Source organism: Microbacterium sp. Soil_N32 (assembly GCF_057655505.1).
Map to the genome: position 1 here is coordinate 23609 of NZ_JBDGME010000010.1, position 19228 is coordinate 42836.

Consider the following 19228-nt stretch of genomic DNA (forward strand, 5'->3'; position numbering starts at 1 on the left):
GGATCGACGGAACGGACCCCTTCAATTTAGCCCAGCCTTACCTGCGTCCCCGCCCCCGTCCCGCGCGTGCAAGGGGTCGGAGGCGGCCGCGTGGCCACGGGCGGACACAGCGCGTCTCGACCCGTCACGCCACCGGGCGCGGGGTCAGCGTCGCGCGACGCCGGCGCGGATGAGCGCCGTGCCGACGGCGAGGCCGACCGCGGTCCAGACGATCGGGCCCAGCACCGAGACCGCGAGGTACGCGATCTGCGCCCACAGCGGCAGCGTGCCCAGGTGCGCGGCGAAGAACACGGCGACGGCGACGACGACGCCGATCAGCGCCGCCGAGACGAAGAACCGCCAGGCGCCCCACGACCGGTAGCGGGTGAGCGCCGCCACGCCCTCCTGGATGGCGCCGAACAGCAGCGCGGTGCCGAGGAACCGCAGCGCCCAGGCCGGGTTGAACGCCGTCGCGACGAGCGCAGCGATGACGTGCGTGATGAGGGCGACCAGAGGGCGGCGCAGCACCTCCTGCGCGACGATGCCCGGCAGCACGTGCGAACCCAGCACGAGACCGTAGAGGAACAGCAGCGGACTCGCCAGCACGAGCGGCGTGATCCACCCCGCGACCCCTCCGACCAGGCCCGTGGCGACACCGATCGCGGCGCAGACGAGCAGCACGCGCGTGGGGAGGGCAGGGGGTCGGGCCACGGCTCCAGCCTAGTTGCGCGCCCCGCAGCGCGGTCGCGGGGCCGCCGTGCAAAAGCGCGGCGGCGAGGCGGGTGCGCAGACCGCGATCACTCCCCGAGGCGCGCCGCGAGATAGGGCGCCGTGCGACTGCCGGCCTCGCGCGCGACCTGCTCCGGCGTGCCGGCGGCGACCACCCGGCCGCCCGCGTCTCCGCCCGACGGCCCGAGATCGATGACCCAGTCGGATGCCGCCACGACGTCCATCTCGTGCTCGACGACGACCACCGTGTCGCCGGCATCGACCAGGGCGTGCAGCTGCGCGAGCAGGCGCTGCACGTCGGCGGGGTGCAGGCCGGTGGTCGGCTCGTCGAGAAGGTAGAGGGTGTGCCCGCGCCGCACCCGCTGCAGCTCGGTCGCCAGCTTGATGCGCTGCGCTTCGCCGCCGGAGAGCTCGGTGGCCGGCTGGCCGAGCCGCAGGTACCCCAGCCCGACGTCGACGAGGGTGCGCAGGCTCCGAGCCACGGCCGGGATCGACGCGAGAGCGTCGACCGCGTGCTCGACGGTGAGCGAGAGCACGTCGGCGATCGTGCGCCCCTCGTAGGTGACATCGAGCGTCTCGGCGTTGTAGCGCGCGCCGTCGCACGTGGGGCAGCGGCCGTAGCTGCCGGGCAGGAAGAGCAGTTCGACCGACACGAACCCCTCGCCCAGGCAGGTCTCGCAGCGGCCGCCGGCGACGTTGAACGAGAAGCGACCGGCACCGTAGCCGCGCTCGCGGGCGAGATCGGTGCGGGCGAACGCGGCGCGCACGGCGTCGAACAGCCCGGTGTAGGTGGCGAGATTCGAGCGCGGCGTGCGACCGATCGGCTTCTGGTCGACCCGCACGAGACGGTCGACGTGCTCGAGACCCCGCACGCGCCGCACCGTCAGCACGTCGGCCCCCGCATCCGGCACGGTCGCCTCGGCGAGCATCCGATCGTCGCCGTCCCCCTCGACCTCCGACGCCTCGTCGACCTCGTCGAGGGTGTCGTCGGAGCGCAGGTGCGTGCGCACGACGTCGCGCAGCACGCGGCTCACGAGCGTCGACTTGCCCGATCCGGACACGCCCGTCACGGCCACGAGCGCGCCCAGCGGCACGGAGGCGTCGAGATCGACGAGGTTGTGCAGGGTGACGCCCTCGACCGTGAGCCACGACGTGGCCTCGCGCCGCTCGCGACGCGCGGCAGACGCCCGACCGCCGTCGTCGAACAGGAACGGCCGTGTGACGGATGCCTCGACCGCGGCCAGACCCGCGACCTCGCCGCTGTACAGCACGTGGCCCCCGCCCTCGCCGGCCCCGGGCCCGACGTCGACGATCCAGTCGGCGCGGCGCACGACGTCCATGTTGTGCTCGACCACGAACACCGAGTTGCCCGAGTCCTTGAGCTGCTGCAGCACGTCGAGCAGCTGCTCGGCGTCGGCGGGATGCAGCCCCGCAGAGGGCTCGTCGAGCACGTAGACCACGCCGAAGAGACCGGATCGCAGCTGGGTCGCGAGCCGCAGGCGCTGCATCTCGCCCGGCGACAGCGTCGTCGTCGCGCGGCCGAGGCCGAGATAGCCCAGCCCCAGATCGGTGAGCACCTCGATGCGGGCGAGCAGATCGGTGGTCAGCGCGACGGCCACGTCGGTGCGTTCGCCCGAGAGCGTGGTGGGCAGCGCGGGGGAGACCTCGGTGAGTCGTGTGGTCGGGCGGATGACCTCGGCCAGCTCGGTCAGCGGGAGCGCATTGAGCTCGGCGATCGAGCGCCCGGCGAACGTGACGGCGAGGGCCTCGCGGCGGAGTCCGGTGCCGCCGCACAGCGGGCAGGGCCCGGATCTCACGAACTGCAGCACCTTGCTGCGCATCATCTGGCTCTTCGAGTCGGCCAGCGTGTGGAAGACGTACTTCTTCGCGCTCCAGAACGTGCCGTTGTAGGGCTTCGCCGCGCGGTCGCGCTGCGGCGTGATCTGCACCACGGGCTGCTCGTCGGTGAAAAGGAGCCATTCGCGGTCGGCGGCTGGCAGATCGCGCCACGGCCGATCGATGTCGTAGCCGAGCGCGATCGTGATGTCGCGCAGGTTCTTGGCCTGCCAGGCGCCGGGCCAAGCCGCGATCGCGCCCTCGCGGATGCTGAGCGCGGGATCGGGTACGAGCGAGTCCTCGGTGACGGTGTGTGCCACGCCGATGCCGTGGCACTCGGGGCAGGCGCCGGCGACGGTGTTCGGCGAGAAGGCATCCGAGTCGAGGCGGGTGGTGAACCCCTCGGGGAAGGTGCCCGCGCGCGAGAAGAGCATGCGCAGCGAGTTCGAGAGCGTCGTCACCGTACCCACGCTCGATCGCGAACTGGGTGCTCCGCGCCGCTGCTGCAGGGCGACCGCCGGCGGCAGCCCCGAGATCGAGTCGACGTGCGGATCGTGCCCCTGCTGGATGAGACGCCGCGCGTACGGGGCGACCGACTCGAGATAACGGCGCTGCGCCTCGGTGAAGATCGTGCCGAACGCCAGCGACGACTTGCCCGATCCCGAGACGCCGGTGAAGGCCACGATGCGATCGCGCGGCATGTCGACATCGACGGAGCGGAGGTTGTTCTCGTTCGCTCCCCGCACGCGGACGAAGGAGTCGGGGGCGTCTGAGGGGGAGGAGGAGGCCATCGGGCCGAGTGTATCCGCGCCCTCCGACGCTCTCCTGGGCGGCGTCCAGGAGCGGACGCCGCGGCATCCGCTCGTCGCAGGGGCGACGCCGCTCGTCGCACCGTGCGCCCGACCGCCCGGCGCCGCGCGCACCGGCTTCCTAGCGTGGGAAGACGCAACGACGCGTCCCCCGAGGAGAACCCCATGACCGCACCTTCGTCGCGCCGCCGCGGCGCCGGCACCGTCGACGACGAACCCGTCGTCGTCACCGATCCGTCCCTCCCTCCCGTCGCCCTCAGCGACGAGCAGCACGAGCGCAGCCGTCGCTGGACGCTCCCGAAGATCCTGCTCTGGGCCGCCATCGCCCTGCTCGGCGGCGTCGCCTGGGTGATGCTCGCCATCGTGCGCGGCGAGACCGTGAACGCCATCTGGTTCGTGTTCGCCGCCGTGTGCACGTACCTCATCGGCTACCGCTTCTACTCGAAGGTGATCGAGCGGTACATCACGCGCCCCGACGACCGTCGGGCCACCCCCGCCGAGGTGAAGCAGGACGGCAAGGACTACGTCCCCACCGACCGCCGCGTGCTGTACGGCCATCACTTCGCCGCCATCGCCGGCGCCGGACCGCTCGTCGGCCCCGTGCTCGCCGCGCAGATGGGCTACCTTCCCGGCACCATCTGGATCATCGTCGGCGTCGTCCTCGCGGGGGCGGTGCAGGACTACACGGTGCTGTTCTTCTCGATGCGTCGCGGCGGTCGCACCATCGGCCAGATGGCGCGCCAGGAGCTGGGCAAGCTCGGCGGTACCGCGGCGATCATCGCGTCGCTGCTCATCATGCTGATCATCGTCGCGATCCTCGCCCTCGTCGTCGTCAACGCGCTCGGCGAGAGCCCCTGGGGCGTGTTCTCGGTCGCGATGACCATCCCGATCGCCCTCTTCATGGGCGTCTACCTGCGCTACCTGCGCCCCGGTAAGGTCACCGAAGTCTCGATCATCGGCTTCGTGCTGCTCATGGCGGCCATCATCGGCGGCGGCTGGGTCGCGGGAACCGAGTGGGGTCAGGCGATCTTCCACCTCGACCGCACCACGATCGCCTGGGGCATCATCATCTACGGCTTCATCGCCGCGGTGCTGCCGGTCTGGCTGCTGCTCGCCCCGCGCGACTACCTGTCGACGTTCATGAAGATCGGCGTCATCGTCATGCTCGCGGGGGCGATCATCCTGGTGCGCCCCGAGATCACCGTCCCGGCGGTCAGCATCTTCGGCGAGAACGGCATGGGGCCGGTGTTCGCAGGGCCCCTCTTCCCGTTCCTCTTCGTGACGATCGCGTGCGGTGCCCTGTCGGGGTTCCACGCGCTGATCGCCTCGGGCACCACGCCCAAGCTCGTCGAGAAGGAGCGCCAGACGCGATTCATCGGCTACGGCGGGATGCTCATGGAGTCGTTCGTCGCCATCATGGCGCTCGTCGCCGCGATCTCGATCGACCAGGGCATCTACTTCGCGATGAACGCACCGGCGGCGGCGACGCAGGGCACGGTCGAAGGGGCCGTGGCGTTCGTCAACTCGCTGGGCCTGACCGGCGTGAACCTCACCCCCGAGATGCTCACGAGCACCGCGGCGGCGGTCGGCGAGGAGACGGTCGTCTCGCGCACCGGCGGCGCTCCGACGCTCGCCCTCGGCCTCGCCCACATCATGCAGCAGGCCCTCGGCGGACAGGCGCTGATGGCGTTCTGGTACCACTTCGCGATCATGTTCGAGGCGCTGTTCATCCTCACGGCGGTGGACGCGGGCACCCGCGTCGCGCGCTTCATGCTGCAGGACTCGATCGGCGCGTGGTTCCCCAAGTTCCGCGACGTCTCGTGGCGCCCCGGAGTGTGGATCTGCACGGCGATCATGGTGGCCGGGTGGGGAGCGATCCTCATCCTCGGCGTCACCGACCCGCTCGGCGGCATCAACACGTTCTTCCCGCTGTTCGGCATCGCCAACCAGCTGCTCGCCGCGATCGCGCTCGCCGTGGTGCTGGCGATCGTCGCCAAGCGCGGGCGCAGCTACGTCAAGTGGCTGTGGATCATCGGTCTGCCGCTCGCATTCACCGCGGTGGTCACGGTCACCGCGTCGCTGTATAAGATCCTCTCGCCGGTGCCGGCGATCGGATACTGGGCGAACCACTTCCGCTACCTCGAGGCGCTGAACACGGGCGACACGTCGCTCGGGGAGCCGAAGGTGCTCGAGGCGGTCATCCGCAACACGGCGGTGCAGGGCACGCTGTCGATCATCTTCGTCACGCTCGCCGTGATCGTGATGATCGCAGCGATCATCACCACGGTGAAAGCCGTCCGCAACGGCGGCGGCGAGAACACCGAGGACGAGCCGGTCGCTTCGCGGCGCTTCGCCCCGGCCGGATTCCTGCCGAATGCCGACGAGCGCGAGCTCGAGAAGAAGTGGGAGCCGATCCTGGCCGACGAGCGCACGGTCTCGAGCCGCTGACATGGTGATCCATCGCACGGATGCCGCCCCCACCCCGCTGCGCGCACTGCTCGGTGCCGCGGCGCGGGTGGGGCGGGGCATCCGCTGGTACATGACGACGCTGATGGGCGACACGGCCTACGCGACCTACGTCGCCCACCACCGCCGACACCATCCGCACGAGGAGCCGCTCACCGAACGTCAGTTCTGGCGACAGCGCATGGACGACCAGGACCGCAATCCGGGCGCCCGGTGCTGCTGAGCCCTCGTGCCTAGGCTGGGGGCATGACCGACGTCGTTCTGGCCGCCGTGCTGGGCGCCCTGGGCGGCATCGCCCTGACGGTGCTGCTGCTGCTCGCGCGGCGGCTGGGGCGCGGATCGACCGATCTCGGCAGCGATGCCGAACGGGGCGCCCTGCGGGCGCTGCACCATGCGAGTCTCGCGGCCCCCGACCTGCGGGCGGGACTCTCGTCGCCGAGGGTGGCGACCGCCGCCCGTCACCTGCGGGTGCTGCTGGGCAGCACCGCCGTCGCCATCGTCGCCGAGGATGGCACTGTGTCGTCGGACGGGGCCATCGAGGGGCGGGAGGCCGCCGCCGTGCGGATCGCCGCACAGGTGCGCGAGTCGGGGCGGCGGCAGGTGTTCCCCGCGCCGACCGACGCCGAGGTCGCGGGCGTCGGTGCGCCGATCGTGGTCGACGGGCAGGTGATCGGCGTCGTCGTGGCCTTCTCCGCCCCGGTCCGTGCGGCCCTGGTGCGTGCTGCCGAGGAGGTCGCGTCGTGGTGCGCGGCGCAGGTCGAGCTCGGCGGACTCGACGCCTCGCGCGCGCAGCTCGCCGAGGCCGAGCTGCGGTCTCTGCGCGCCCAGATCTCGCCGCACTTCATCTACAACGCGCTCACCGCGATCGCGTCGTTCATCACGACCGATCCGGCCAGGGCGCGCGACCTGGTGCTCGAGTTCGCCGACTTCACGCGCTACTCCTTCCGTCGCCGGGGCGAGTTCACCACGGTCGCCGAAGAGCTCGAGAGCATCCGCTCGTACCTCGCCCTGGAGCGCGCCCGCTTCGGCGAGCGGCTGCGAGTGACGCTGCAGATCGCTCCCGAGACGCTCGCCACCGTCATCCCGTTCCTCTCGGTTCAGCCGCTCGTCGAGAACGCGGTGCGCCACGGCCTCGAGCCGGGGGCCGACGGCGGCGAAGTGCGCATCGTGTCGCGCGACGAGGGCACCCACACCGTCATCACGGTCGAGGACGACGGCGTCGGGATGGACCCGGATGCTCTGCGCGCCACCCTCACGGCCGCCGACGACGGCCTGCATGTCGGGCTGCGCAACGTCGACACCCGGCTCCGCCAGGTGTACGGGCCGGACGGCGGGCTGGTGGTCGAGACCAACACCGGCGCGGGTACCCTGGTGCGCATGCGGGTGCCGAAGTCGCAGCCGCAGAACGACCCGGACGACGACTGAGGTGCGGCCATGATCGACGTGCTCGTCGCCGACGACGAGGAACCGGCGCTCGACGAACTCGTGCACCTGCTGCGCGCCGACGAGAGGGTCGGCGAGATCGTCACCGCCCGCAACGGCGCCGAGGCGCTGCGACTGCTGACCGAGCGTTCCGTGCGGATCGCCTTCCTCGACATCCACATGCCGGGGCTGCGGGGCACCGATCTCGCGCGCTCCCTGCTCGCTCTCGCCGATCCGCCCGCGGTGGTCTTCGTCACCGCCGACGAGGCGCGCGCCGTCGAGGCGTTCGAGCTCCGCGCGGTCGACTACCTGCTCAAACCCGTCCGCGGGGCGCGACTGCGTCAGGCCGTCGATCGGGTGGTCGAGCGTGCCGGCACGTCGCCCGGCGGCGACGACGAGGTGCTGCCCGTCACTCTGGGGGCGTCGGTCCGCTTCGTGCGGCGCAGCGAGATCCTCTGGGTGCAGGCCCAGGGCGATTACTCCCGGCTGCACGGCGACGACGGCGCGGGGCACCTCGTGCGCATCCCGATCTCCGAGCTCGAGGCGCGGTGGGCCGGGGCCGGTTTCCTGCGCATCCACCGGTCGACGCTGATCCGTACGTCGGCGGTCACGGGGGCGCGGCTCTCGGGGCCGGAGCCCTCGGTCTCGATCGGCGAGACGATGCTGCCCGTGAGTCGCCGGTTGGTGCCCGGCGTGCGTGAGGCTCTGCTGCGCGGAGAACCCGGATGACCGAGGCGCCGAAGCGGGTGCGGGTAACGGCGGATGCCCCGGCGGGCCGCCCCGCGGCGCAGACGCGCGGCATCGCTCTGCCCGGGGCCCCCGTCGATGAGGCCGACGCCGTGTATGCCCGCGCGCTGCGACGGAGCCAGTTGCGTCTCGCCCTCGGCACGATCTCGGGGTTCGTGGTGGTCGTCGTCGCGTTGGCGCTGGTCATCGCGCTGATCCCCGAGATCGATGGGATCGTCATCGACGGGGTGCCGCTGTCGTGGCTGCTGCAGGCGTTCGCGTTCTACCCGGTGATCATCGTGTTCGCGGTGCTGCACGTGCGTACGGCGGCCCGCAACGAGCGCCGCTATCGCGCCCTGCGGGACGGCGGATGAACGCCGCGCTCGACCTCGTCGGCATCGCGATGGTGGTGGCGGCGACGGTGCTCATCGGCGTCTACGGTCTGCGCATCTCGCGCACCACCGACGACTTCTTCGTCGCGTCGCGCACCGTTCGCCCGGTGTGGAACGCGTCGGCGATCAGCGGCGAGTACCTGTCGGCGGGCACGTTCCTCGGGCTCTCAGGGCTCGTGCTGCTCGACGGCGCCCGCGGCTTCTGGTTCCCCATCGGCTACGCCGCGGGGTACCTGCTGGTGCTCGTCTTCGTCGCGGCGCCTCTGCGGCGCAGCGGGGCGTACACGATCCCCGACTTCGTCGAGGCGCGGTGGGAGTCGCCGGTCGCGCGACGCGTGACGAGCATCGCCGTGCTGGTGATCGGATGGCTGTACATCGTGCCGCAGCTGCACGGCGCCGGCATCACGCTCGTCGTCGTCGCCGGGCTTCCCGAGTGGGTCGGTGCGGTGACCATCGCCGTGCTGGTCGCGGCTGCGGTGGCCGCCGGAGGCATGCGGGCCATCACCTACGTGCAGGCGTTCCACTACTGGTTGAAGCTGGTCGCCCTGCTCGTGCCGCTCGTGCTCATCGCCTTCGCCCTGAGCGGCGGGCCGCACGCGTTCGACCCGGCGCTGGTGTTCCCCGCCGAGGCCGGCCCCTCGGGCTTCGACGCCTACGAGACCGCGTCCCTGCTGCTGGCCCTGCTGCTCGGAACCATGGGCTTGCCCCACGTGCTGGTGCGCTTCTACACGAGCCCGAACGGGGTCGCCGCCCGGCGCACGACCGTGATCGTCATCGTGATGGTCAGCGCGTTCTACGCCGTGTCGAGCGGCATGGGTCTGCTCGCGCGCATCGCGGCCCCCGACCTCGCGCAGCCGGGGCTCGCCGACACCGTGGTGCTGCAGCTGCCGTCGCGCGTGTTCCCAGGAGTCGTCGGCGAGGTGCTCACGGCGCTCATCGTCGCGGGGGCCTTCGCCGCCTTCCTTGCGACGACCGCCGGGCTCGTCGTGTCGCTCGCAGGGGTGATCAGTCAGGATGTGTTCTCGGGCTCGGTGCGCTCGTTCCGGCTCTCCGCCGCGCTGTGCGCACTGGTGCCGCTCGCGGTCGCGCTGCTGGCCGCCCCGGCCGGTCTCGTCGCGAGCGTCGGCGTGGTGTTCGTGGTCGCGGCATCCACTCTGTCGCCCGTCGTGCTGCTGGGGGTGTGGTGGCGAGGGCTGACGGCACGCGGAGCGGTGGCCGGCATGGTGACCGGCGGGGTGTCGTGCGCACTCGCGCTGCTCGTGCACGCGGCGGTCGGCGGCGTGGGTGCCGCGGCGCCCTACCTCGCGCAACCCGCCGCTTGGACGATCCCGCTCGCCACGGGCGTCGCGGTCGTCGTGTCGCGGATCGACCCGCGGGGACCGTCGCCGCGCACGGATCGCTTCCTCGCCCGGGTGCACACCCCCGAGCGCGACTGAGGGCGTGCGACTGTTCGAAACCCGGAGGATGCGCGATCACTCCGGCGTGTCGATGGTCGACACGCCGGTGGGAAGCCGAGCGGTCTCCGTTTTCGCAGGGGCGCGGCGAGGAGCGAGGTACTCGTCGGCGTCAGAGCGAGCGGCTGCGGGGCATGAGGCGCACGGGCGGGAGGGGAGGAGCGGGGATGCGCACGTCGTGACCCGGCACCTCGCCGAAGCGAGCGGATGCCGCCTCCCACTCGTCTCGCGCCTCGGCGATCTCGTCGTGCGTGCGCCCGGCGAAGTTCCACCACATTACGATCTCGTCGGCGAACGGCTCGCCCCCGAGCAGGAACAGCAACGCGCCCGTCGCGGTCTCGACCTGTACCTCTTCGCGCGAGTCGCCGAGGTACAGGGTCTCGTTGACGGCGAGCGGATGCTCCGCCACGACCGCGTCGCCCTCGACGAGGAGCACCGCGTGCTCCCAGTCGGCGGAGAGCGGCAGCCGCACCCGCGTGCCGGCCGGCACCACGATCTCCGCGCCCACGATCGGGGTGTGCACGGTCGCGGGGGAGCGCACGCCGGCGAACTCGCCGAGCACGACGGTGGCCGAGGCATCCGCTCCACCGTCAGACGGCAGCGTGAGGCCGGGCAGCGCGGTGTGCTGCTCGAAACCCGCAGCGCCGTGCCGTGCCGACTCGGGCAGCACCACCCAGAACTGCATCGCGTCGAGGGGAACCGGACCGTCGCCGACGGAGTACTCGGAGTGCGAGATGCCGTTGCCCGCGGTCATGAGGTTGAGCTGCCCGCGGCGCAGGTCGGTGTCGCTGCCGAGCGAGTCGCGATGGCGGATCTCGCCGACGAGCGGCCAGGTCACGGTCTGCAGTCCGATGTGCGGGTGGGGCTCGACGCGCATGCGGGTGTCGGCGGGGCCGAACCGGTCGAGGAAGCACCAGGCGCCGATGGTCGGCAGGTTGCGATGCGGAAGAGCGCGCAGCACGTTCATGCCCCGCACGCCGCCGAGCGGCACCTCGCGCGGTTCGAGGACGATGCGGCGGGGACCGATCATTCGGCCGCGCGCTTCGGCCAGCGGATGTCGGCGCCCTCGATCTCGTGCGTCTCGAGATACTTCGCGATGTACGGGCACAGGGGCACGATCGCGTCGCCCGTGGCTGCGGCATCCGTCAGCGCCGCCTTCGCCAACGTGCCTGCGAGACCCTGACCCTGGAACGCCGGGTCGACCTCGGTGTGGGTGAACCGGATCTGCCCGTGCTTCTTGTCGTACTCCGCGAACCCGGCGAGCACGTCGTCGGTGCGGATCTCGTAGCGCGAGGCGTCGTCGTTGCGGGTCACGGAGATGTCGGTCATCGGATGCTCCTTCGGGCGTCTGGTTCAAACCTACGCCCGCCTCGGGGTGCAGCGGCGGCGGCGATGCGAGTTCACGGAGCGAGGCTGTGGCGACATCGTTCGTGGAGGACGAGTGGCAACGGGAGAAGGCCGTGGATAGCGGGACGGATGTCGGCGGCCCCCGTCACAATCCGGACATGAATGCCTCACGAGACCTGCTTCCCGATGACTACGTCGCCACGCTGGAGGACCTGAAAACCCAGGTGCGCCGGGCGCGGTTGAAGGCGCAGCGCGGGGCGAACACCGAGTTGCTGATGCTGTGGTGGCAGATGGGCCGTATCATTCAACAGCGTCTGGCCGCCGAGGCATGGGGGTCTGCGGTGCTGGTGCGACTCGCCGCGGACCTGCGAGCCGCGTTCCCCCGTATGACGGGATTCTCACCGGCGAATCTGCGCTACATGCGCCGCTTCGCCGCGGCCTGGCCGGCCTCTGAGTCGATTCGCCAACAGGCCGTTGGAGAATTGCCCTGGGGGCATGTCATCGAGTTGCTCGACAAACTCGACGACCAGGGGTTGCGCGACTGGTACGCGGCCAAGGACGCCCATCACGGGTGGAGTCGCGCGGTGCTGGCCCACCAGATCACGACGCGTCTGCACGAGCGCGAGGCGGCGGCACCCTCGAACTTTCGCGGTGCTCTCGAGCGGGAGGACTCGGACCAGGCGAGGGAGATCACGAAGGATCCGTACGCCCTCCAGTTCCTCGCGATCGGCGGCGATGCATCCGAACGTGAGCTCGAGCAGCGGCTGGTCGACCGCATCCTCGACACGATGCGCGAACTCGGACCGGGGTTCGCGTTCGTCGGCAGGCAGGTGCACTTCGAGCTCGACGGCGACGACTTCTTTGTCGATCTGCTGTTCTTCCACGTCGAGCAGCTGAGGTACGTGGTCATCGAGCTCAAGACGACGAAGTTCACCCCCGCCGACGCCGGACAGCTGGGGTTCTACGTCGGCGTCGTCGACGATCGGCTGCGCATCCGTGACAAGCATCTGCCCACCGTGGGCATCCTCCTCGTCGCGGGGAAGAACGACACCGTCGTGCGGTACGCGCTCGCCTCGACTGCGCAGCCGGTCGCCGTGAGCAGGTACGAACTCGCCGAGGAGGCGCAGCGGGCTCTGCCCGATGAAGACACCATCACCCGCGCGTTCGTCGACGAGTTGTCGCGCGCGCCGGACGAGTCCGAGTGAGCGGCCTGTGGATCGCGGCGACCGGCGTCGGTGGGGGTCGTTACGCTGGAGGGATGCCGCAGACACCCCGTGACCCCTACGCGGATCTGCCGTACGCCGACGAGCCGTGGGACGACGGCTGGGAGTCCAGCGCCCCGCCCGAGCCCATGGACTGGGAGCCGCAAGGGGCCGGTTTCGAACCTCCCCTCGACTGGGGCCCCGGGCCTGCCACGCCCGTGTCGACCGTCTCCGCACCGGCGCCGTCGCGACAGCCGGTGGAGCGTCGCGCAACCCCGAGCCGGTACGCCACCGCTCGCGAGGCGTTGCACACCGTGTTCGGGTACGACGAGTTCCGCGGCGACCAGGCGGCGATCGTCGACCAGGTGATCGCCGGCGGCGATGCCGTCGTGCTCATGCCCACCGGTGGCGGCAAGAGCATCACCTACCAGGTGCCCGCCCTGGTGCGAGAGGGCACCGGTCTCGTGATCAGCCCCCTCATCGCGTTGATGCACGACCAGGTCGACGCGCTGCGGGCCAACGGCGTCAAGGCCGCGTACCTCAACTCCACCCAGTCGCCGCAGGAGCGCTCCGAGGTCGAACGGGCGTACGTCGGCGGTGAGCTCGACGTCATCTACGTCGCGCCCGAGCGCCTGTCGAACGCCCAGACGACGGCGCTGCTGCAGCGAGGCACCCTCAGCGTGATCGCCATCGACGAGGCCCACTGCGTGTCGCAGTGGGGGCACGACTTCCGCCCCGACTACCTCGCCCTCGGCGATCTCGGCGAGCGGTTCCCCGGCGTCCCGCGCATGGCCCTGACCGCCACGGCCACGCGCGCCACGCACCAGGAGATCACCGAGCGCCTGCACCTCGACGGCGCCGCGCACTTCGTGGCGAGCTTCGACCGGCCGAACATCCAGTACCGCATCGTGCCCAAGGTCGACCCGCGCAAGCAGCTCGTATCGTTCATCCGCTCGCAGGAGCCGGGGGCGGCGGGCATCGTCTACGCACTCAGCCGCAAATCGGTCGAGCAGACGGCGACGTACCTGGCCGCGCAGGGTCTCGACGCCCTGCCGTACCACGCGGGCCTGCCGGCCGAAGTGCGCGCGGCGAACCAGTCGCGGTTCCTGCGCGACGACGGCGTGGTCATGGTGGCGACGATCGCCTTCGGCATGGGCATCGACAAGCCCGACGTGCGGTTCGTCGCGCACATCGATCTGCCCAAGTCGGTCGAGGGGTACTACCAGGAGACCGGGCGTGCCGGCCGCGACGGCGACCCGGCCGTCGCCTGGATGGCCTATGGCCTCGGCGACGTCGTACAGCAGCGCCGTCTGATCGATCAGAGTCCCGGCGACCGCACCTTCAAGATGCGCATGGGGCAGCACCTCGACGCGATGCTCGCGCTCTGCGAGACCGTCGAATGCCGTCGGCAGAACCTGCTCGGCTACTTCGGCCAGGAGTCACAGCCCTGCGGCAACTGCGACACCTGTCTCGACGACACCGCGACGTTCGACGGGCTCGTTCCGGCGCAGAAGCTGCTGTCAACGATCGTGCGACTCAAGCGCGAACGCAACCAGGCGTTCGGTGCCGGTCACCTCATCGACATCCTCCGCGGTGCATCGACCGAACGCATCCGCCAGCAGGGGCACGACACGATCGCCACGTACGGTATCGGCGCCGACCTCTCCGATCAGGACTGGCGCAGCGTGGTGCGGCAGCTGCTGGCCCGCGGCATCCTCGTGGCTCAGGGCGACTACGGCACCCTGGTGCCCGGCGAGCAGGCGGCCGGCGTGCTGCGCGGCGAGACGCCCGTGCCGCTGCGCAAAGACACGATCGGCCGCAGCAGCAGCCCGGCACGGTCCCGCAAGTCGACGGCCGCCGACACCGTGGATGCCGGTGACCGGTCGCTCTTCGAAGCGCTGCGCACCTGGCGTGCCGAGCAGGCCCGCGAGCAGGGGGTGCCTGCGTACATCGTGTTCGGTGATGCCACGCTGCGCGCACTCGCCGAGCACCGCCCCGCGTCTCTCGATCAACTCGACGGCATCACGGGCATCGGGGCGAAGAAGCGCGACGCGTACGGAGACTCGGTCCTCGCCGTCATCGCCGCGAACTGAGGCCACGCCCCCGAGCGCGTCTTTTCGCGTGATTTTTGATATTCCAAAAATGGAATTCCTGCGAACCATGGACATTCCTGTGCGTCTCCCGTAGAAAGTCTGTACTTGCGCTCGATCGGTGACGATGCCGATTCCTGGGGGGGCCTTGTGACGACGGACTCCGTTCGCATCACGGGAGGGCACATGCTAGGCACCAAGAGGCGAACTCTGCCCCGAAGCAGGGTTCTGGCGATAGCTGCGGTCAGCGCAGTCGTCGTGGGGAGTGTGATCGCCCCCACCGCAGCGATCGCCGCGCCGGGGGACGAATCGACCTCCAGTTCGCGCTTCCTGTCGGGGAGCCTGCTCCTCGGCGGCACCTCGCTCGACACCGTCGCGGCGCTCCAGGGCACCGAGACGAGCAGCGATGGCACGGGTGAGCCGCAGGTCGACACGGGGACCCTCGACCTCACCGTGCTCAACGCCCTGAACGTCAGCATCCCCGGGGGCCTCAGCGTTCCCGCGCTGTCGAACTTCCTCACGCTCGGGGCGGTGAACCAGTACTCGCAGTCGAACCCCGACGGGTCGAGCCGGGCCGCCACGGGCGCCGTGAGCGACACGGGCACGGTCGACACGACCGGAGCGGGCGCCTACCCGGCGAACGCGTCGCTCAACCTGCAGGGTCTTCTGGGCTCCACGGTCACGAGCGTCGTCGGCGATCTTGACCTCACGCTCGGCGCCATCAGCGCCGAGGTGGCTCTCGCTGCCGACGGCACGGTCACCCGCGACTACAACGTCGCCGGGGGCACCGTGACCCTCCAGCTGCCCGCGGTGACCGGCCTGACGAACACCCTCGTGGGCACCGGCGGTGTCGCCTCGACCGTCGATGCGGCCGTTGCCACCCTCACCGGGCCCAACGGTCTGCTGGCCGGTGCGATCGCGGGGCTCAATGCGGCCCTGGCGCCCGTCCTGGGCAACCCGGCGCTGAACATCACCATCGCCACCGATGTCACCCAGGCGCTAAACGCACTGCTCGACGAGCCGATCGGCGACGGCATCGTGTCGGTCAACCTGCGCACCGGGGTCGTCACCGCCGACCTCGCCGCGCTGTTCACCGACACGACGACCCGTGGTCTCAACAGCTTGAACCCGGGCGAGGAGGTGCTCTCGGCCCCCGTGCTGACGAACCTCATCAACCGGGTGGGCGCGCTGCTGAACACCGTGCCCGCACTCGTGCAGTCGACGCTCACCGAGACGCTGAATGCGGCCGTGCTGAACATCAGCGGCACCGTCTGCGTGGTCGGTACCGGCGCGACCTGCACGACTCCCGGCCTCGACATCGGCACCGGCGTGATCATCTCGGTTCCGAACCAGACCCTCGGCAGCATCGTCGGGGCCACCGGCTCGCCCGCGCCCACCGCGACGATCACCGTCAAGGTCGCTGGCGCCAACGTGCCGGTCTCGGTGGCGACGCTCACGGCCGCCCTCGCAGCGCCCCTCAACACGACGCTCTTCGGCCCGACCGGCGTGGTGAACACCGTCGTGCCGACCGTCACCACGGCGGTCAGCGGCATCGTCACGGCGATCGCCCCGGCGGTCTCGCTGCTGAACGGCGTCGTCTCGCTCCGCGGTAACGTGCAGGGCGACGTCGACGGGGTGGTCAGCGAAGAGGCCTTCGTGCTGACGGTCGGCGCCCTCGCCGGCGGCGGCGGTGTGGGCACCCTCGTGCTCGCCCGTGCCGAGGCCGGGCCGAACGCTCTCGCTCCGACGCTGACGGCGACGACCCCGGTCAAACCCGGTCAGGACACGACCCTGACCTCCAGCGGCTGGGATGCTGCCACCGACGTCACGGTGCAGCTGGTCGACTCCGAGGGCGCGCCCGTCGGCGACCCGATCACCGTCACCACCGACGCGAACGGGGCCTTCCCCGCCGACACGACCCTGACGGTTCCGGCGACGGCTCCGGTCGGCGAGTACAGCGTCACGGCATCCGCCGGGGGGCTGACGGTCGAGGCGGCGCTGGTCGTCGAGCCGTACGCGCCGACGATCACGGCGACGGGGCCGATCACGGTCGGCGAGGAGACCACGCTCACCTCGACCGGATGGCCGGCGACGACCGATGTCACCTTCCAGCTGCAGGACCCCACCGGGAACCCGGTAGGCACCGCGGTCACGGTGACCACTGACGCGACGGGGGCGATCCCCGCCGATACGACACTGACCGTGCCGGCAGGTTCGGCCGTCGGCGAGTACACCGTGCTCGGCGAGGACGAGTTCGGCAACACCGCCGAGGGTACGTTCACCGTGCTCGCCGCTCCCGGAACCCCGGCCGTCACCGCATCCGGTCCGGTGAAGCCGGGCCAGACGACGACCATCGCCTCCGGCGGCTGGCCGGCGGCGTCGGACGTGACGTTCCAGATCGAGACCGAGGGCGGCGCTCCGATCGGTACCTCGGTCACGGTGACCACGGATGCCGACGGCAACATCCCCGCGGGGACCACGCTGACCGTGCCCCTCTCGACCGACCCCGGCGACTACGTCGTCACGGCGAGCGGTCCCGATGGTGCGACGGCGGAGGGCCCGCTGGTGGTGGAGCCGTGGACGCCGACCGTCGATGCGACCGACCCGGTGAAGCCGGGACAGTCGTCGACGATCACGTCGGGCGGGTGGCCGCCGCTGACCCCCGTCGTCTTCCAGCTCGAAGACGCCGAGGGCACCCCGGTGGGCGACCCGGTGAACGTGACGACGGATGCCGACGGCAACGTGCCGGCAGGCACCACGGTCTCGGTGCCGGTGGGTACCGAGCCGGGCGACTACACGCTCGTCGGAACGGGTGTCGAGGACATCACCGGGGAGGCCGACATCACGGTCGAGCCGTGGACGCCGACCGTGACGCTCTCGGGACCGGTGAAGCCGGGCCAGTCGACCACCGTCACCTCGGGCGGATGGCCGCCGAACACCCAGGTCACCTTCCAGCTCGAGGACGCCGCCGGCGACCCGGTCGGAGACCCCGTGGTCGTCACGACGGACGGCGACGGCGACGTTCCGGCCGGAACGACGGTCGCGATCCCGACCGACGCCGAGCCCGGCACCTTCACGGTGGTCGGCGAGGATGCCCAGGGCAACACGGGCGAGGGCGACGTCACCGTCGAGGCATGGACACCGACCCTCTCGGTCACGACCCCGGCCGAGGCCGGTGCCGACACCGCGATCACGTCGAGCGGGTGGCCGCCTCTGACCGAGGTGACGTTCGAGCTCGAGGATGCCGACGGCACCCCGATCGCCGGCGCCACCGTGACGGTGACGACCGACGAGGCCGGCGCCGTGCCGACGGGGACGGTGCTGCCGGTCCCGGCTGCGGTCGAGGCGGGCACCTACACCGTCGTGGGAACCGATGAGATCGGCACCACGGTCGAGGCCGAACTGGTGGTCGAGGACACCGCGGTGGACCCGGGGACCGACCCCGGTGCCGACCCGGGCACAGACACGGACACCGGCACGGACACCGACACGGGAACGGACACCGGGACGGACACGGGTACGGACACCGACACGGGAACGGACACCGACACGGGTACGGACACCGACACGGGAACGGACCCCGGGACGGACACGGGTACTGACCCGGGCACCGACACCGGTACCGACCCCGGGACGGACACGGGTACTGACCCCGGGACGGACACGGGTACTGACCCGGGCACCGACACCGGGACGGACACCGACACGGGTACGGACGCCGACACGGGTACGGACACCGACACGGGAACGGACACCGACACCGGGACGGACACCGACACCGGGACGGACACCGACACGGGAACGGACACGGACACGGGTACCGACACCGGCACCGACCCCGGGACGGACACGGACACGGGGACGGACACCGACACGGGTACGGACACGGACCCGGGTACGGACACCGACCCGGGTACGGACACGGACACCGGGACGGACACGGACCCGGGTACGGACACCGACACGGGTACGGACACCGACACGGGTACGGACACGGACCCGGGTACGGACACCGACACGGGGACGGACACGGACACGGGTACCGACACCGGTACTGACCCGGGCACGGACGCCGACACGGGAACGGACACCGACACGGGTACGGACACGGACACCGGGACGGACACGGACACGGGGACGGACACCGACACGGGTACGGACACGGACCCGGGTACGGACACCGACACCGGTACGGACACGGAACCGGGTACGGACACCACCACCGATCCGGGTACGGACACGGGAACCGACACCGGAACCGACACGGGTACGGACACGGGAACCGATCCGGGGACGAACCCCGGGCGGCAGCTCGGCATCTCGATCCGGTACCCGGTCGTGGCGCAGGGCGAGACGCAGGTCACGGTCGGCACCGGATTCCGTCCGGGTGAGGTCGTGACGGGCGTGGCTCAGTCCGAGCCGATCTCGCTCGGGTCGCGGGTGGCGAACGCCCAGGGTGAGGTGACCTTCACCTGGACGGTGCCGGCTGACTTCGAGGTCGGATTGCACACGGTGACCCTCACGGGCGCGGAGTCGGGTTCCGTCTCGATCCAGTTCCGGGTCATCGCATCCGGGCTGGCGGTGACCGGCGGCGACGCGGGGCCGTTCCTCGCCTGGGGTGCGGTGCTGCTGCTCGCCGGCTCGCTCCTCGCGGCAGGCGCACGGAAGAGGCGGTCGACCATGTCGACGAGCTGATCCGTCACGGGCGGCGGCATCCGGGAACACCCCGGGTGCCGCCGTCCGTCCGTCTCCGCCGCACGATGAGCAGAGGACGCC

The 19228-nt window shown here is 71.1% G+C and carries 13 protein-coding genes; 9 read left to right on the forward strand and 4 right to left on the reverse strand.

Annotated features, from left to right (window positions below; translation table 11 throughout):
- Positions 1-144 precede the first annotated feature (144 nt).
- Positions 145-690 (reverse strand): ECF transporter S component, encoded by a 546-nt coding sequence (locus tag AC3A3J_RS01920; protein WP_487670669.1) that lies wholly within the window; start codon positions 688-690, stop codon positions 145-147.
- An 86-nt stretch (positions 691-776) separates the two neighbouring features.
- Positions 777-3335: an excinuclease ABC subunit UvrA gene (locus AC3A3J_RS01925; protein ID WP_487670670.1), complete on the reverse strand. Its 2559-nt coding sequence runs from the start codon at positions 3333-3335 to the stop codon at positions 777-779.
- A gap of 183 nt (positions 3336-3518) precedes the next feature.
- On the opposite strand from AC3A3J_RS01925, the gene AC3A3J_RS01930 reads away from it, so the two are divergent.
- From AC3A3J_RS01930 to AC3A3J_RS01955, 6 genes are read left to right on the forward strand one after another with little or no spacing between them, the layout of a single operon-like run.
- The gene (locus AC3A3J_RS01930; protein ID WP_487670671.1) at positions 3519-5801 is read left to right on the forward strand and encodes a carbon starvation CstA family protein; all 2283 of its coding nucleotides are present in this window, start codon (positions 3519-3521) and stop codon (positions 5799-5801) included.
- Between the two features lies 1 nt (position 5802).
- The gene (locus AC3A3J_RS01935) at positions 5803-6042 is read left to right on the forward strand and encodes a YbdD/YjiX family protein (protein ID WP_487670672.1); all 240 of its coding nucleotides are present in this window, start codon (positions 5803-5805) and stop codon (positions 6040-6042) included.
- Between the two features lie 23 nt (positions 6043-6065).
- Positions 6066-7244: a sensor histidine kinase gene (locus AC3A3J_RS01940; protein WP_487670673.1), complete on the forward strand. Its 1179-nt coding sequence runs from the start codon at positions 6066-6068 to the stop codon at positions 7242-7244.
- A 9-nt stretch (positions 7245-7253) separates the two neighbouring features.
- On the forward strand, positions 7254-7970 hold the full coding sequence (locus AC3A3J_RS01945) for a LytR/AlgR family response regulator transcription factor (RefSeq protein ID WP_487670674.1): 717 nt from the start codon (positions 7254-7256) through the stop codon (positions 7968-7970).
- Complete coding sequence (locus AC3A3J_RS01950) at positions 7967-8341, forward strand: heavy metal transporter (protein WP_487670675.1); 375 nt, start codon at positions 7967-7969, stop codon at positions 8339-8341. The genes AC3A3J_RS01945 and AC3A3J_RS01950 overlap by 4 nt, the downstream gene beginning before the upstream one ends.
- On the forward strand, positions 8338-9795 hold the full coding sequence (locus AC3A3J_RS01955) for a sodium/solute symporter (RefSeq protein ID WP_487670676.1): 1458 nt from the start codon (positions 8338-8340) through the stop codon (positions 9793-9795). The genes AC3A3J_RS01950 and AC3A3J_RS01955 overlap by 4 nt, the downstream gene beginning before the upstream one ends.
- Positions 9796-9925: 130 nt before the next feature.
- Here AC3A3J_RS01955 and AC3A3J_RS01960 read toward each other — a convergent pair whose 3' ends face one another.
- Entirely contained in the window at positions 9926-10843 is a 918-nt protein-coding gene (locus AC3A3J_RS01960) for a pirin family protein (RefSeq protein WP_487670677.1), read from the reverse strand.
- A complete protein-coding gene (locus AC3A3J_RS01965) occupies positions 10840-11142 on the reverse strand; it encodes a GNAT family N-acetyltransferase (protein ID WP_487670678.1) in 303 nt (100 codons plus the stop codon). The genes AC3A3J_RS01960 and AC3A3J_RS01965 overlap by 4 nt, the downstream gene beginning before the upstream one ends.
- 176 nt (positions 11143-11318) lie before the next feature.
- Here AC3A3J_RS01965 and AC3A3J_RS01970 point away from each other — a divergent pair, with 176 nt between their 5' ends.
- From AC3A3J_RS01970 to AC3A3J_RS01980, 3 genes are all read left to right on the forward strand, one after another.
- The gene (locus AC3A3J_RS01970) at positions 11319-12365 is read left to right on the forward strand and encodes a PDDEXK nuclease domain-containing protein (RefSeq protein WP_487670679.1); all 1047 of its coding nucleotides are present in this window, start codon (positions 11319-11321) and stop codon (positions 12363-12365) included.
- Positions 12366-12418: 53 nt separating this feature from the next.
- Positions 12419-14455, forward strand: a complete 2037-nt coding sequence (recQ, locus tag AC3A3J_RS01975; RefSeq protein ID WP_487670680.1) for a DNA helicase RecQ — start codon at positions 12419-12421, stop codon at positions 14453-14455.
- A 264-nt stretch (positions 14456-14719) separates the two neighbouring features.
- The gene (locus tag AC3A3J_RS01980; RefSeq protein WP_487670681.1) at positions 14720-19147 is read left to right on the forward strand and encodes a choice-of-anchor G family protein; all 4428 of its coding nucleotides are present in this window, start codon (positions 14720-14722) and stop codon (positions 19145-19147) included.
- The last annotated feature ends 81 nt before the right edge of the window (positions 19148-19228 follow it).